General features: G+C 70.0%; 15 protein-coding genes. 8 read left to right on the top strand and 7 right to left on the bottom strand.

Translation table 11 applies throughout. The annotated features are described in order from the left end of the window. Nucleotides 1-144: 144 nt before the first annotated feature. From ACFPIJ_RS16965 to ACFPIJ_RS16945, 5 genes are read right to left on the bottom strand one after another with little or no spacing between them, the layout of a single operon-like run. Nucleotides 145-924, bottom strand: a complete 780-nt coding sequence (locus ACFPIJ_RS16965) for an enoyl-CoA hydratase/isomerase family protein (protein WP_380115963.1) — start codon at nt 922-924, stop codon at nt 145-147. Continuing rightward, complete coding sequence (locus ACFPIJ_RS16960) at nt 921-1,661, bottom strand: SDR family NAD(P)-dependent oxidoreductase (RefSeq protein ID WP_380115962.1); 741 nt, start codon at nt 1,659-1,661, stop codon at nt 921-923. Before ACFPIJ_RS16960 ends, ACFPIJ_RS16965 begins: the two co-directional genes overlap by 4 nt. Nucleotides 1,662-1,673: 12 nt before the next feature. After that, complete coding sequence (locus ACFPIJ_RS16955; RefSeq protein ID WP_380115961.1) at nt 1,674-2,660, bottom strand: 3-oxoacyl-ACP synthase III family protein; 987 nt, start codon at nt 2,658-2,660, stop codon at nt 1,674-1,676. A gap of 13 nt (nt 2,661-2,673) precedes the next feature. After that, on the bottom strand, nt 2,674-3,717 hold the full coding sequence (locus ACFPIJ_RS16950; protein ID WP_380115960.1) for a ketoacyl-ACP synthase III family protein: 1,044 nt from the start codon (nt 3,715-3,717) through the stop codon (nt 2,674-2,676). Further along, complete coding sequence (locus tag ACFPIJ_RS16945; protein ID WP_380115959.1) at nt 3,704-4,684, bottom strand: VOC family protein; 981 nt, start codon at nt 4,682-4,684, stop codon at nt 3,704-3,706. The genes ACFPIJ_RS16950 and ACFPIJ_RS16945 overlap by 14 nt, the downstream gene beginning before the upstream one ends. Before the next feature lie 406 nt (nt 4,685-5,090). On the opposite strand from ACFPIJ_RS16945, the gene ACFPIJ_RS16940 reads away from it, so the two are divergent. Genes ACFPIJ_RS16940 through ACFPIJ_RS16930 form a run of 3 tightly spaced genes read left to right on the top strand, consistent with a single transcriptional unit; the run spans nt 5,091 to nt 7,437 of the window. Further along, nucleotides 5,091-6,338 carry a sedoheptulose 7-phosphate cyclase gene (locus tag ACFPIJ_RS16940; RefSeq protein WP_380115958.1) on the top strand — a complete coding sequence of 416 codons (1,248 nt, stop codon included), beginning with the start codon at nt 5,091-5,093 and terminating at the stop codon, nt 6,336-6,338. Next, nucleotides 6,335-7,042, top strand: coding sequence for a cupin domain-containing protein (locus tag ACFPIJ_RS16935; protein ID WP_380115955.1), 708 nt, complete (start codon nt 6,335-6,337; stop codon nt 7,040-7,042). Before ACFPIJ_RS16940 ends, ACFPIJ_RS16935 begins: the two co-directional genes overlap by 4 nt. Next, nucleotides 7,039-7,437: a cupin domain-containing protein gene (locus ACFPIJ_RS16930; protein WP_380115953.1), complete on the top strand. Its 399-nt coding sequence runs from the start codon at nt 7,039-7,041 to the stop codon at nt 7,435-7,437. The genes ACFPIJ_RS16935 and ACFPIJ_RS16930 overlap by 4 nt, the downstream gene beginning before the upstream one ends. A 173-nt stretch (nt 7,438-7,610) precedes the next feature. Here ACFPIJ_RS16930 and ACFPIJ_RS16925 read toward each other — a convergent pair whose 3' ends face one another. Together ACFPIJ_RS16925 and gap are read right to left on the bottom strand one after the other, a co-directional pair. Further along, nucleotides 7,611-8,636, bottom strand: a complete 1,026-nt coding sequence (locus tag ACFPIJ_RS16925) for a hypothetical protein (RefSeq protein ID WP_380115952.1) — start codon at nt 8,634-8,636, stop codon at nt 7,611-7,613. A gap of 332 nt (nt 8,637-8,968) precedes the next feature. Then, nucleotides 8,969-9,991: a type I glyceraldehyde-3-phosphate dehydrogenase gene (gene gap, locus ACFPIJ_RS16920; protein ID WP_380115951.1), complete on the bottom strand. Its 1,023-nt coding sequence runs from the start codon at nt 9,989-9,991 to the stop codon at nt 8,969-8,971. 236 nt (nt 9,992-10,227) lie between these two features. Here gap and ACFPIJ_RS16915 point away from each other — a divergent pair, with 236 nt between their 5' ends. From ACFPIJ_RS16915 to ACFPIJ_RS16895, 5 genes are all read left to right on the top strand, one after another. Continuing rightward, nucleotides 10,228-11,046 carry a hypothetical protein gene (locus ACFPIJ_RS16915; protein ID WP_380115950.1) on the top strand — a complete coding sequence of 273 codons (819 nt, stop codon included), beginning with the start codon at nt 10,228-10,230 and terminating at the stop codon, nt 11,044-11,046. Next, nucleotides 11,043-11,402, top strand: coding sequence for a hypothetical protein (locus ACFPIJ_RS16910; protein ID WP_380115949.1), 360 nt, complete (start codon nt 11,043-11,045; stop codon nt 11,400-11,402). The genes ACFPIJ_RS16915 and ACFPIJ_RS16910 overlap by 4 nt, the downstream gene beginning before the upstream one ends. A 252-nt stretch (nt 11,403-11,654) precedes the next feature. After that, on the top strand, nt 11,655-11,891 hold the full coding sequence (locus ACFPIJ_RS16905; RefSeq protein WP_380115948.1) for a hypothetical protein: 237 nt from the start codon (nt 11,655-11,657) through the stop codon (nt 11,889-11,891). Nucleotides 11,892-12,192: 301 nt separating this feature from the next. Continuing rightward, a complete protein-coding gene (locus tag ACFPIJ_RS16900; protein ID WP_380115947.1) occupies nt 12,193-12,567 on the top strand; it encodes a hypothetical protein in 375 nt (124 codons plus the stop codon). Nucleotides 12,568-12,711: 144 nt separating this feature from the next. Then, nucleotides 12,712-13,842 (top strand): glycoside hydrolase family 19 protein, encoded by a 1,131-nt coding sequence (locus ACFPIJ_RS16895; protein ID WP_380115946.1) that lies wholly within the window; start codon nt 12,712-12,714, stop codon nt 13,840-13,842. Nucleotides 13,843-13,844 lie beyond the last annotated feature (2 nt).

Here is a 13,844-nt window from a genome sequence, read left to right as displayed (position 1 = left end):
CCGCGGCTCGGCGTGGGCCGGGGCCGCGCCGCCGACGGTGACGAGTCCGCCGGAGACGGCGGAGGTGACTAAGACGCGGCGGCGGGTGAACTTGGGCACTGTGATCCTCACGTTTTCGGTGGAAGGGGTTGGTGGTGCGGGGCTTCAGCGGCCGACGAACCGTGCGCCGCCGGGGGTGCGGGACACGAACGCGTCCATGCCGATGGCCCGGTCGGCGGTGCCGAACAGCCCGGCGAACAGGGTGCGTTCCAGTTGCAGCCCGGAGCGCAGGTCGGTGCCGGCGCCGAGGTCGACGGCCTGTTTCGCGGCCCGCAACGCGAGCGCCGGGCCGCCGACGAACTGCGCCGCCCATGCCCTGGCGGCCGGCAGGACCTGGTGGTCGGGGACGACCTCGTCGACCAGGCCGATCTCGTAGGCGCGGACCGCGTCAACGGGCCGACCGGTGAGGATCATGTTCTTCGCGCGGGACGGCCCGACGAGCCGGCTGAGCCGCTGGGTGCCGCCGGCGCCCGGGATGACCCCGAGCTGGATCTCCGGCAGGCCGATCGTGGCGCTCTCACCGCAGACCCGGTAGTCGGCGGTGAGGGCCAGCTCGCAGCCGCCGCCGAGGGCGAACCCGGCGACGGCCGCGACGACGGGTTTGGCGATGTCGGCAACGGCGGTGAACGCGGCCTGCAACCGTTCGGCGTGCACGACCATGTCGGCGTGGCTCATCTGCGCCATCTGCTTGATGTCGGCGCCGGCCGAGAACATCTGCTCGCCGCCGGACACGACGACCGCGGCGACGTCGTCGCGTTCCGCGGCCTCGGCCGCGGCGTCGCGCAGCGCCTGTTGCGCAGCGATGTCGAGGGCGTTGACGGGTGGGCGGTCCAGCCGGATCGTGCCGATCCCGTCGAGGACCTCGAGCCGCACGGAGGGGGTCACGCCCACAGCAGACCCCCGTTGACCTCCAGGACGTGGCCGTTGACGTAGGAGCTGCCGTCGGCAACGAGGTAGACCGCGGCGTCGGCGGCCTCGTCGAGGCGCCCGGCCCGGCCGAGGGAGATCCGGGACTGGTAGGCCGCCCACAGCTTGGGATTGGTCGCGACCTCCCGGCCCATGCCCTCCTCCAGGATGCCCGGGGCCAGGCAGTTGACCCGGATCCCCTTGCGGCCCAGCTCGATCGCGGCGGTGCGGGTGAACTGCTCCACGGCGGCCTTCGTCGCGGAGTAGCCGGCGGCGCCGATCGCGACCCGGCTCGACATGCACGAGGAGACGGTGACGATCGCGCCGCTGCCCTGGGCGAGCATCTGCCTCGCGGCGGCCTGGACGCTGTAGAAGACGCCGTTGAGGTTGGTGTCGACCATGGCGCGCCAGGCGGCGGGGTCGATCCGGTCGATCTTGCCGTCGTGGTTGACCCCGGCGTTGGCCACCACGATGTCGAGCCCGCCGAAGCGGTCCGCCGTGTATCGCATCACCCCGGCGACGCTGTCGGGGTCGGTGACGTCGACCGGCTGGAACTCGGCCTGGTCCGGGAACTGGGCGATCATCGTGTGGAGCTCGTGCGGGCTGCGGGCGGCGCACACCACGTTGGCGCCCTCGTCGAGGTAGCGCTGGGCGATGGCCCGGCCGAGCCCTCTGCTGCCGCCGGTGATGACGGCGGTCCTGCCTTTCAGACGCACAGCTGCGCTCCTTCAGTACCAGACGAGCACGGACGCGCCGGCGGTCATGCCCCCGCCGACGGCGGCGAGCAGGACCCGTTCACCGCGCTGGAACGGTCGTTCGGCATTGGCCTTGTGCAGGGTGATCGGGATGGACGCGGCACCGGTGTTGCCGTATTGCGGTGCGGTCAGCGGCACCCGGTCCATGCCGACGCCGAGCTCCTGCGCGAGGGCCTCGACGAGCCGGGCGTTGCCCTGGTGCATCACCACCCGGTCGATGTCACCGACGGTGAGCCCGGCGGCCGACAGGGCCTCGTCGATGACCTTCGGCACGGCGTGCATCGCGAAGTCGCGTACCCCGCGCCCGTTCATCCGGAACAGGTCCCGCCCTGCGGCCAGCGCCGCCGAAGTGGTGCGTTCGCGGGTGCCGCCGGCGACGACCTCGACCAGCTCCCGGTAGGATCCCTGGGTGGTGAGGCGGCTCGCGAGCAGCCCGTAGCCATCGGGGACCGGGCCGATGAGGACCGCGCCCGCACCGTCGCCGAAGAGGCTGACCGTGCGCTTGTCGGTGCGGTCCATGATGGTGGAGTACATGTCGGCGCCGACGACGAGCGCGGACTCCCCGCCGCCGTGCGCGTCCAGCAGCGCCGCGGCGGTGGCCAGGGCGTAGACGAATCCGGAGCACACGGCGTTGACGTCGAACGCGGGCAGCGTCGACATGCCGAGCTTGTGCTGCAGGATCGCCGCGGTCGCCGGCTGCGGCTGGTCCGGGGTCGAGGTGGCCAGGACGATCAGGCCGATGCGCTGCCGGGCTTCGGCGTCGTCGCCGAAGAGGTTCTCGATGGCGGCGCGGGCGAGGTCGGACGTGGTGGTGCCGGGTCCGGCGTAGCGGCGGTGCACCACACCGGTCCGCTCCGACACCCAGTGCGCGGGCGCGCCGGTCCAGCTGCTGATCTGTGTGTTGTCGATGGTCCGTTCCGGCAGGTGCACGCCGATGCCCAGGATTCCGTTGGCTGGCATGGTCGGCTCCTCATCAGGTCGCGACGCTGGCCCAGGAGGGTTCGTCGAGGATCTCCACGACGGCGCAGCTCCAGGAGAAGCCACCGCCGACGCCGAACAGGAACACGCGGTCGCCGGCGTTCAGCGCACCGCGCTCGGCGAGGTGATTGAGCCCGGCGAACTGGTCGCCGGGGCCGAGGTGGCCGACCTGCCGGGCGAACTCCCACGTGGTGCGATCGAGGTCGGCGCCGCCCATCGGCTCCAGGCACTGCTTGGTGATCAAGTTGCGGCCGAAGTGCGGCACGACGATGTGCTCGACGTCGGCGAGGCTCAGGTCGGCCTCCTGCAGCGCGGTTGTCGCCGCGGTCTTGGCGCCGGCCTGGACCCGCTGCCACACCTCGTCCTTGTCGAACGTCTCCAGGAACTCCTCATGCCGCCGGTGCAGGTCGATCGGCTGCTCCGCGCTGAACTGGAACGGCCCCCACGGTTGCCGGCCCCGGTGCATCGCCTCCAGGGTCGGGTCGGTGACGTTGACCAGTGACACGATCCGCGCGAACCCGCCCCGGGTGGACAGGGCGACCGCGGCCGCGCCGTCGCCGTACAGGATCCGGTCGGCGCGCCACCGGTCGAAGTACGGCGCTGACCACAGGTCCCCGGCGGTGGCGACGGCGAGCGTCGCGGCGGGGTGGGTGGCCAGGTAGGAGGCGGCGACCTCGACCGCGACGAGACCGCCGTTTGACCCGGCGCGGACCTCGGCGGCGAACGCGCCCTCCGCGGCCACGCCCTGCTGGATGTAGGCTGCGGCGTTCCACACGTCGATGCCGTTGTGGAGCACCACGGAGTAGAACACCGCGCCGACGTCGGCGGGGCCGGCACCGGCCCGCGCGGCCGCCTCCCGGCCGGCATGCACGGCCATGTCGGCGATGTTCTCGCCGTCGGGGGCGACGGTGACCGACAGATGGTCGGTGTGCACGGCGCTGTCGGCGTCGTAGCGCCCCTCAGCGATGGCGTCTTCGACGCTCTCGGTCTTGGGCAGGTAGGCGCCGGTCCCGGCGATGTACAGATCAGTCCAGCGCATCGATCATCCTTCTCTGCGTCATGGGCCGGGTCGGAGTCCGGTTCGTCGGGTCGGGCGCGGCCAGCCAGTCGCTGACCGTCGCACGGCGCGCGGTGGTGTCCCGCTCGTAGGGCAGCGCACCGTCGGGCATGTGCAGCACCTCCATCTGCAAGCCGACCGGAGTGGCGAAATACACCCATCGGTCGCCGGCGATGGGACCGTCCGGGACGGTCTCCGGGGTGCCGAGCACGGTGACGCCGGGCTGCCGGTCCAGATACCGCGCGGCGGCGTCGACGTCCTCGACGTGCAGCGCGAGGTGGTGACCACCGACGTCGCTGTTGCGCGGTGGAACGCGCCGGCCGCCGGTGCGGTGCTCGACCAGCTCGACCAGCGTGGCCGGGCCGAGCCGCACGGTCACCCGCCGCACCGTGCCGGGCCGCACCCCGAGTTCTTGGGCGTCCGGGTCTGCAGTAGTGTCCATCGTGGTCACCGCTCCGACCGGTGTCCCGCCGAGCACCTCGACGACGAACGCCAGGGTCGCGTCGAGGTCGGCCACGCCGTAGGACACGTGCTCCGGTCCGGTGGTCAGCTTGATCCGGCCGGCCGGTGTGTCCAAGAAGGACGGTCCGAGGCGGCGCACTCCGCCCGCCGCGGCGAGCCGGTCCGCCGCGGCGGCCACGTCCTGGACATGGACCCCGAGGTGGAAGGCGCCGACATCGTCGGCCGCGGGTGGCGTGGTGCGCTGGTCCGGCGCGGTGTAGCCGAACAGCTCGAGGTTGCGCAGCCGGCCCAGCCGCACCATCGCGATGTGGGCGACGGCTCGTGGGTGCACGGCCAACTTGCGGGTCATCCAGTCACCGACCGGGTCCTGGACCGGGCCCTGCCGGTAGCAGCAGGCGCCGCCGAGGTGCTCCCCGAGGAAGTCGACGGCCGCGTCGAGATCGGGCACGGTCCACGCCAGATGGTCGACCGCACGCGCAGTCGGCACCCGGAGTCCGGATTCTTCCGTAACAATTGACATGGCAAATAAACCCCCCGTTCACGATGCGCTCACTCATCTAAATAGGTGGCGCATGAACTGCGCGGATGCCAGTCCGAGCCGCAGTCATGTCGGCGTGAATCGATGATCCCCCCGTCGTCGCCGGAACTATAACAGACGATAAAGCTAGCGGGCAACCCGCGGTCTGAGCGACGCAAGATCTACAATTCGTATCGCAAATCAGCAGTTCAGAGCGTACATGAGCAGATAATGACTGTGATGGTCATCACTTGAACTTGAGGCGCGTGAGGTCGCCTGGTGTATTAATCGTGCCAGTCGGCTCCCTTTCTCGCGTCGTCAGTAAATGTCATTTCTGCGCCAGTTGCCAGCATCGCATGACAGCAGCTTTGCACAAATGTTTCCGTTCGATGAACAGGCAATCGGTAGACACCAGCGAGGGGAACAATCCGTGCTACCCACGACGCACCCAAGCGAGCAATCCGCCGGATTGTTTGCACTCGGCGCCCCGGTCACGCACTGGGCCGTCAAGGCGACCCAGTCGGTCAGCTACGAGATCCAGCTCTGCGACGACGTCTTCGCTTTGGACAACCTGACGCTGCTGGAGGACGTCACTCCGGCCGGCGGACGGCCTCGACGGCTCCTGGTCGTCGACGCCAACGTCGACCGGCTTTACGGCGCCCGAATCCGTGCCTACCTGGAGCACCACGACGTCATTCACCGCATCTGCGTCATCGACAGCGGCGAGACCGCGAAGGCCATGGACACGACCCTGCGCATCATCGACGCGCTCGACGACTTCGGCATCGACCGGCGCCGCGAGCCTGTCATCGGGGTCGGCGGCGGCGTCCTGCTGGACATGGTGGGCTTCGCCTGCGGCATGTATCGGCGGGCCACGCCGTACGTCCGCGTGCCGACCACCCTGATCGGCCTGGTCGACGCTGCGGTCGGGATCAAGACCGGCATCAACAACAACGGCCACAAGAACCGGCTCGGCAGCTACTTCGCCGCCGACCGCACCTTGCTGGACCGCACCTTCCTCGGCACGCTGCCGCACCGGCACGTCAGCAACGGCCTCGCCGAAGTGCTGAAGATCGCGCTGATCAAGGACGGCCGGCTGTTCGAACTGTTCGCCCAGCACGCCGGGCAGTTCGTCACCACCCGTATGCAGCACCCCGCCGATGCGGCCACCGAGCTGCTTGAGCGGGCCATCCAGGGGATGTTGGAGGAGCTGCAGCCCAATCTGTGGGAGAAGGTTCTCGAGCGGGTCGTCGACTACGGGCACACGTTCAGCCCGACGCTCGAGATGCACGCCCTGCCGGAACTGCTGCACGGTGAAGCGGTCAGCGTCGACATGGCGCTCACCACCGTGCTGGCCGAACGGCGCGGTCTGCTCGACGCCGGGCAACGCCGGGAGATCCTGGCGGTGATGGCGGCGCTGCGGCTGCCGACGTGGCATCCGCTGTGCACCCCGGACACCCTAGGCCGGGCGCTGCGTGACACCGTGCGGCACCGCGACGGTCAGCAGCGGCTGCCGCTGCCGATCGGCATCGGCTCGGCGACGTTCGTCAACGACGTCACCGACGCCGAACTCGCCGAGGCCGCCCGCGCCTTGGCCGAGGCCCGCTTCGAGGTGACCCGGTGACCGTGTCGCGCCCGGCCACCGTCGGCACCACCGCGCACCCGGCGGTCGTGCACGGCGTGCACGGGGCGGCCGGGGCGACCCGGTGGACCTGCTTCGCCGGTCGGCGCCAACTGAGCTCACCGTGCGAGGCGGTGGAATGGGCGTCGATTCCGGCCGGCGGGATCAGCGGTGAGCACCTGCACAGCCGCACCGAGGAGAGCTACCTCATCCTGTCCGGCCAGGGCGAGTTGCTGCTCGACGGCGTCGCCCACCCGGTGCGCGCCGGGTCGCTGGCGCTGACCGGCATCGGCCACACCCACGGACTGCGCAACGTCGGCGACAGTGACCTTGACTGGCTCGTCGTGGAGTCCATCGCCCCAGCCACCGACCGTGCCCTGCGGGGCCACAGCAGTGAAGGAGCCCCGATGGGCGGCGTCGTGCTCAGAGATCTGTTCGCCGACGGGGTCGTGGACACGGCGGGCGTCTTCACCGGTCCGTTGCGGCGCATCGAGTCCCTCGACGTGACCGCACCGGTGGTGCTCGGCCACGACGACACGGAACTGGCGGTCTACGTCGTGCGCGGCCACGGCGCGTTGCACAGCGACGCGACCGGCGACGTGGCCCTGTTCCCCGGCACCTGCGTCCTCGTGCCGGCGGGCGCCCGGGCACGGGTCACCTCGCCGGCGCTGCACCTGGCCGTCGTGCACCTGGCGGTGGCGCCGTGATCGTCGCGCCCGGCACCGGGCCCGCGCTGGTCCGGTCGACCGGCTCGGCGCCCGGGCGCTGGCAGTGCCTGGCCCGGCGTGGGATGCTCTTCAGCGAGTGCGAGTCCGTGGAGCACTGGGACCTGCCGCTCGGCGCGGTCATCCCGGTCGAGGCGGCGCACGGCGTCGAGGAGGCTGTGGTGGTCCTCACCGGCGCGCTCACCGCAACCATCGACGGGGCCACCGTCCACGCGTCGGCCGGCACCTGCCTGTTCATCCCGGCCGGCAGCGACGGGATCCTGTGCGCCGGCACCGACCGGACCCGGCTGCTCAGCGTGCGATGCCTGCCGGCGCAGATCGCCGCCCGGCTGCCGGTGCGCATCCCGGAGCTGCGCCCGGCGGCCGCCCCGACCTGAACGAGCGCGGCCGGAGCCGGATCACCCGATGACCCGGCTCCGACCGGCCGGCAACGCGAAGCTGCCCATGCCCGCTACCAGGGTGCACGGCACCGCCAGGGGCAGGGCCGCAGAAGACCTCCCGCCGTGGTCTGGTGTTGTATGCCGAGGCCAGCGTGTTGATCGCTGCGTTGTCAGCCTCGGGACTCGCGCAGGACCTGCCACTGCCTCCAGGCGAGCTCGGGCTCGAGGTCTGCGTAACCGCGACTGCGTTCGAGCTGCTGCGCATCGGCATGGGCCATCATCATGCAGGTGCCTTCGCTGGTGACCCGTTCCACCTCTTCGTGGCGGAGGCGCCGACCGGCCTCTGCCTCGGCGGCAGTGAGGAGGGCCACCAGCGCGGGAATGAACACGGGTCGAAGTTCGCTCCGCGAATCCGCCTCACCTCCCTCGGCGCCCAGACGCCAGACGCCAAAGGGGTTGTGGCAAGCGTGGCCCGGCGGATACCCGTCATCGGGCCAGCGCTCGAGGCGGCGGCGAGGGGTATCCAGGTCGGGCCTGAACGTGTCGCCACTGACCAGCACGGGGTCCTCCGCCAGTTGATACACGTTGAACTCGCCAAGGAACCGGTTGGCCTCCAACGGTGGAGCCTCGACTCGCGCGTCCGGCAACCCGAACGCGTGCATGCCGCAGGATCGCGACACACTGCGGTCCTGCAGCACCACGACGGCGCAGCGGTACAGCGCCCACGGGTTGCCGCCCTCGAGACTCCGAAGCCAGTGTGCGACGGACCAGTCCAGCTTCGACTGCTCGAGCCGCACCCCCAACGCACCGGCGTCGGCCAGCGCGGCGATCAGCGTCGCCACCCCTCCCGCCGCCGCGCCGAGGTACACCGGCAGATCCAGGACCAGGGCGCTGCCGGCCGCAGCGACCGCGCGCTGTTCCTCCGCTGACATCGTGCCGTGACCGAACGCCTGGGCGAACGAGCCGTCGTTCTCCACCCACTCCGCCAACACGCGAAAGCCAAGGTGCTGCGATGTCAGCGACTCGCCGTCCAGGGTCAGACCGGAACGTCCGAGCGAGCCCTGCCACTGAGCCATCGTCGCCGCAACCCCTGGGACGAAGAACCGCACACCGTACACATGATCGTCAGGCATGCAGCAGAGGATATGTGGCGTGGTTTCCGTGACGGGTTGCTTCCGGTTGACGACGAAGATCACGAATGGTCCTGCTCCGAGCGTGAAGCTCGAACTACCGGGCAACGCACCTGATGCTGGAGCCGCCATGTGCCGGGCCGAGTCGAGGAGGGCTGTGCAATGAGCACGGTGCTGCACCAAGCGGCGCAGAACCCCAGCTGGCCCCGTCGATCCTCAACAGCCAGCCGTGGCGCTGGCAGGTGCACGACGATGTCCTCGACCTGTACGCCGATGCCGACCGGTGGCTGCCGGATGTCGACCCGCACAGGCGGCTGATGACCGTCAGCCGTGGGCGCTGTGACGGACCAGGGCAGTCGGCGGGAGGCCGCTGTCCCGGTCCGCCGCAGCATCACCGGTCAGTGTTTCGTCCCGGCGAACATCTCGGCCAGGTCCACCAGCCGGTTGGTGTATCCCCACTCGTTGTCGTACCAGCCGAAGACCTTGACCAGGCGGCCGTCGGCGGCGGTGAGGCCGGCGTCGAAGACGCACGAGGAGGGGTCGCCGATGATGTCGCGGGAGACCAGCGGTTCCTCGCTGTAGCGCAGGACGCCGGCGAGGGGTCCGGCTGCCGCGGCGGCGAAAGCCGCGTTGATCTGCTCCGTCGTCGCGGGCTGCGCGAGCCGGACAGTCAGGTCGGTCATCGAGCCGTTCTCGACCGGCACCCGCAGGGCGACGCCGCCGAGCTTGCCGGCGAGGTCGGGCAGGACCAGGCCGACGGCCTTCGCGGCGCCGGTGTTGGTGGGGATGATGTTGACGGCCGCGGTGCGCGCGCGCCGCAGGTCCTTGTGCGGAGCGTCGAGGACCATCTGGTCGTTCGTGTAGGCGTGCACGGTGGTCAGGTATCCCTGCTCGATCCCGAACGCCTGATGCAGGATCTGCGCCATGGGCGCGGCGCAGTTGGTCGTGCAGGATGCCGCGGAGACGACGTCGTGCTGGGCCGCGTCGTAGCTGCCGGTGTTGACGCCGAGGACGATGGTGGCGTCGACGTCCTTGCCGGGTGCGGAGATGAGCACCTTGCGGGCGCCGGCCTTGAGGTGTGTCGCAGCGTCGTCGCGGGTGCGGAACTTGCCGGTGGACTCGATGACGAGGTCGACGTCGAGGTCCTCCCACGGCAGGAACAGTGGGTCTCGCTGGCGGAGCACCTCGACGTACTGGCCTTCGACGGTCATACCGCCGCCTGACGGGTCGACGTCCACGGTGGTGCGCAGGCGGCCGAAGGTCGAGTCGTGCTGCAGCAGGTGGGCGAGCGTCGAGGTGTCGTAGAGGTCGTTGACCGCGACGATCGTGTAGCCCTCGCCGAGTAGCCCGCGCTCGACGAGACACCGGATGAAGTCCCGGCCGATCCGGCCGAATCCGTTGATGGCGATCCGGTATGTCATGGCGTCCTCCTGGTGCCCCGGCCGTGGGACCGCAGCGGCCCCATCCGTCTCACCATCACCCGCGGGTGAGCCCGTCGCATGGGCCGAAGGGCACCTGGTGCAGGGTCGACCGGGCGCGATGTCTGGGGGCCGGTGCTGCTGGGCACGGCCGCAGAGGACCTTCGCCCCTGCCGGTCGCGTCCGCTTTCCAGGACCGTGGTGGGTAACTGACGATGTGAGTCCTTGAGGGGCGCGCCATGGTGACGATTCACTACACCGCTGGCGGTGTCGCGGCCCGGGCCGGCGCGGTCAGCCGGTCCTTGACGCAGGCGACGTTCGCGGCGCTCAGCGCACCGTCCGTGTCGGACACGCAGCCGTGGCGGTGGCGCATCAACGAGGATCGCATCGAACTGTACGCCGACTGGCGGCGCCAGCTGGCTGACATCGACCCGGACGGACGGCTGCTGCTGATCAGCTGCGGCGCGGCCCTGCACCACACCCGTGTGGCATTGGCGGCAGAGGGCGTGGGCGTCGACATACTGCGCTTTCCCGGTTCCAGCGACCCGGATCTGCTGACCGAGCTGCGGTACACCGGCCCGGTCGAGCGGGCTCCCAGGAGCGGGGCGCTGTACCGGGCGATCGCCGTCCGGCGCAGTGACCAACGTCCGATTGTCGGTGGCTTCGTCCCCGGCAGAGACCTCACCCTGCTCAGGGAGGCGGCGGAACAGGTCGGTGCCGGGGCGTACACGCTGACCGGGCAGGAGCTTCCCGGAAGCGTGAATGAGACCGCGTATGTCGTCATCACCACGCCGGGTGTAGCGAGGAATGACTGGTTGACGGCGGGTGAAGCCGTTTCGGCTGTGCTGCTCACCGCCGTCGCGGCTGGTCTTGCCACAGCGTCGGTCAGCGACGTGACGGCGATTGCCCGGCACAGGGCGCCGCGCCGGCTGCCAGCGGCCGGCAGGTATCCCGCCGCAGCCATCCGGGTCGGTGTCGCCGGCAGGGTCGGCGACCGGCCGGTCACGCAGCCGCGGGCGCCCGTCGTCCCTGCACCCGGCACGCAGGAGCCATCATGAACAACACCCCAACCTGGGACCGGGAGACGTCCGCCGCCGCTGTCGGCGACGCGGTGTGGGCACCGTCGATCCACAACAGTCAGCTGTGGCGGTGCTGTCGCACCGGGGACCCTGTCGTGCGCGAACAGCTGAGGCTCGCCGTGCACCGGGTCCACGATCCGCAGCTGGTCCTGCGCTTCGGATGTGCCCCCACCCGCGGCATGCTGCGGCACATGCTCGGCAACGTGGGACATCCCGCGGTCGGCGTCCAGATCGGGGTTCCCGGAAACGGTGCCGCACCACCTCAGGCGCCGCGGCGTGCCGCGGCCGAGGCCATCGAGGTCGTCGCGGGTCTCTCCACTGAACAGCCCCGATAGTGCTCCGCCGCGGCCAGGGCTGATGTCGGTCGCCCGTGCGACCCGCCGACGTTCTGGTCGGAGGACCGCACCGGGGTCGCGTCGGCCGATCAGGCGTCCGGCGGGTGCTGTCGGCGGCGAAGCATAGAGACCGGCATCCACGGGGGGAGATGCCGGTCTTGCCAAGCAGATTAGTATGCCGGCGATCTGCGCACCAGTATCAACTGGAGGTACGTCAACGCCACCCGGACAGCCACTGCGGCGGACGTCGCGGTGAATGGTGCCGGGCGCGCCCTCGCCGCGTCCAGAGGCTGGGGCCGGTGGATCGCCCAAGATATCGACCGGGCGTTGGTGGTGTTGCTGTCCAACCATGCCGACGACGACAAGATCCGCTACACCGAGCTGGCCCCTGCCTTACGCCACCATGGTTTGACGATCGAACGCACCGTCGACGTCCCTCACGACCTGGACCTGTTCCACGACGACAAGACACCCGCCTTCGACAGGTGACCGGACCGCAAACTCGGACCCCTCACCCCCGGCATCCGACACGACGTCGAGACATGGCTGCGTGTCCTGCACGACGGAGGCCCACGAACCCGGGCCCGCAACCCTGAAACCGCCTGGAGCTACCTCAACCACATCCGTCCGCTGCCCCTGGGTTGGTCGGACCGTCTCGGACACCTCCGCGAAGTCACCCGCCAGGACATCCTCGACGCCACCGACGGCCTGCACGGCAGCAACCGTCACATCACCCTCAGCGTCCTACGATCACTGTTCCGCCACTGCAAGAAGACCGGCGTGATCTTCCGTGACCCCACCACCCGGATCCGGCCGAACCGCGTCCGCGCTGGACGGGTTCACCTTCGACCACGTCGTCGATGGCGTCGTCGAGGCCAAGGGCGAGTGGCCCGACGATCGGTGGCGCATCGAGGTGCGCGCCAACGCCGTCTACGTGGTCCGGCTGCTGACCGAACCGGACTATGCCGAGTACCCCCGCACCCACCGCGACGACTGGACCGACGAGCAGCGGGCCGACTTCGCCGCGCGGACCCGGCACATTTCGTGTACCTGGTGCGGGACGGGGGGCATGAGGTGGGCCCGGCGGACGGGACGTCGTTCGACCCGATCCCGGCCGGCGCGCAGAGTCGGGCGGCAGATGGTTGAGGGCCTGCAGCCGACGTAGATGGCGTTGGATGTCTTCGGATCTCGCAGCGATGTGTCCAGATAAAGGAAAGACTCTTTACAGTTAACTAACTTTGCGATATGAAAAAAGCCCCCAGAGATCAGGGTCCATGTCCCGCCCACTCCCTCACTCAGGAGCATCACCATGGACAGATCACGATCGGCTTACCTACGCCGAGTGTTCGTCGCGGCAGCGGCTGCCCTCCTCGGCACCTTCATCCTCATCCCGGGCACCGCGGCCGCAGCGGGCACCGGCGCGATCACCGGCTACGGCGGCAAGTGCGTCGACGTCGCCGGCGCCAGCACCACGAACGGCACCAAGGTCCAGCTGTGGACGTGCAACGGCACCGGCGCGCAGAGCTGGACCGTGGGCACCGACGGCACGATCCGGGCCCTCGGCAAGTGCCTCGACGTCTCCGCCGGCTCGACGGCCGACGGGGCCAAGGTCCAGCTCTGGGACTGCAACGGCAGCGGCGCCCAGCAGTGGGTCGCCAACGCCGCCCGCGACATCGTCAACCCCCAGTCCAACAAGTGCCTCGACGCCACCGGTGTGAGCTCGGCCGACGGCACGGCTCTGCAGATCTGGACCTGCGGCGGCGGCGCCAACCAGAAGTGGACGGTCCCGGGCGGTAGCACCGGCGGTGGAGGCGGTGGTGGGAGCGGCTTCGTGGTCAGCGAGGCGCAGTTCAACCAGATGTTCCCGAGCCGGAACTCGTTCTACACCTACGCCGGGCTGACCGACGCCATGAAGAAGTACCCCGCGTTCGCCACCACCGGCAGCGACACGATCAAGCGGCAGGAGGCCGCCGCGTTCCTGGCCAACGTCAGCCACGAGACCGGCGGGCTGGTGTACATCAACGAAATCAACACCGCCAACTACCCGCACTACTGCGACACCAGCCAGCCCTACGGCTGCCCCGCCGGTCAGGCCGCGTACTACGGCCGCGGCCCGATCCAGCTGAGTTGGAACTTCAACTACAAGGCTGCCGGCGACGCGCTCGGCGTCAACCTGCTCAACAACCCGAACCTCGTGGCGACCAACTCGTCGATCTCCTGGCAGACGGGCCTGTGGTACTGGATGACCGGCACCGGCGGCGCCGGCACCACGTCGCACAACGCGATGGTGAACAGCCAGGGTTTCGGCGTCACGATCCGCGCGATCAACAGCATCGAGTGCAACGGCGCCAACCCTGCCCAGGTGCAGAGCCGCGTGAACAACTACAACCGGTTCGTCGGGATCCTGGGCGTTCCCGCGGGCGGCAACCTGTACTGCTGACG

The sequence above is a fragment of the Dactylosporangium cerinum genome, from assembly GCF_042653625.1.
GTDB classification, from domain to species: Bacteria; Actinomycetota; Actinomycetes; order Mycobacteriales; family Micromonosporaceae; genus Dactylosporangium; species Dactylosporangium cerinum.
The sequence above is the reverse complement of the archived record's forward strand: the minus strand, read 5'-3'. Positions and strand labels throughout refer to the sequence as shown.

What these genes read in the sequence shown, in the direction of transcription:
- ACFPIJ_RS16955 (WP_380115961.1), bottom strand. Translation starts at nt 2,660, where the DNA reads ATGCCAGCCAACGGAATCCTGGGCATCGGCGTGCACCTGCCGGAACGG.
- ACFPIJ_RS16950 (WP_380115960.1), bottom strand. Translation starts at nt 3,717, where the DNA reads ATGCGCTGGACTGATCTGTACATCGCCGGGACCGGCGCCTACCTGCCC.
- ACFPIJ_RS16940 (WP_380115958.1), top strand. Translation starts at nt 5,091, where the DNA reads ATGTTTCCGTTCGATGAACAGGCAATCGGTAGACACCAGCGAGGGGAA.
- gap (WP_380115951.1), bottom strand. Translation starts at nt 9,991, where the DNA reads ATGACATACCGGATCGCCATCAACGGATTCGGCCGGATCGGCCGGGAC.
- ACFPIJ_RS16915 (WP_380115950.1), top strand. Translation starts at nt 10,228, where the DNA reads ATGGTGACGATTCACTACACCGCTGGCGGTGTCGCGGCCCGGGCCGGC.
- ACFPIJ_RS16910 (WP_380115949.1), top strand. Translation starts at nt 11,043, where the DNA reads ATGAACAACACCCCAACCTGGGACCGGGAGACGTCCGCCGCCGCTGTC.
- ACFPIJ_RS16895 (WP_380115946.1), top strand. Translation starts at nt 12,712, where the DNA reads ATGGACAGATCACGATCGGCTTACCTACGCCGAGTGTTCGTCGCGGCA.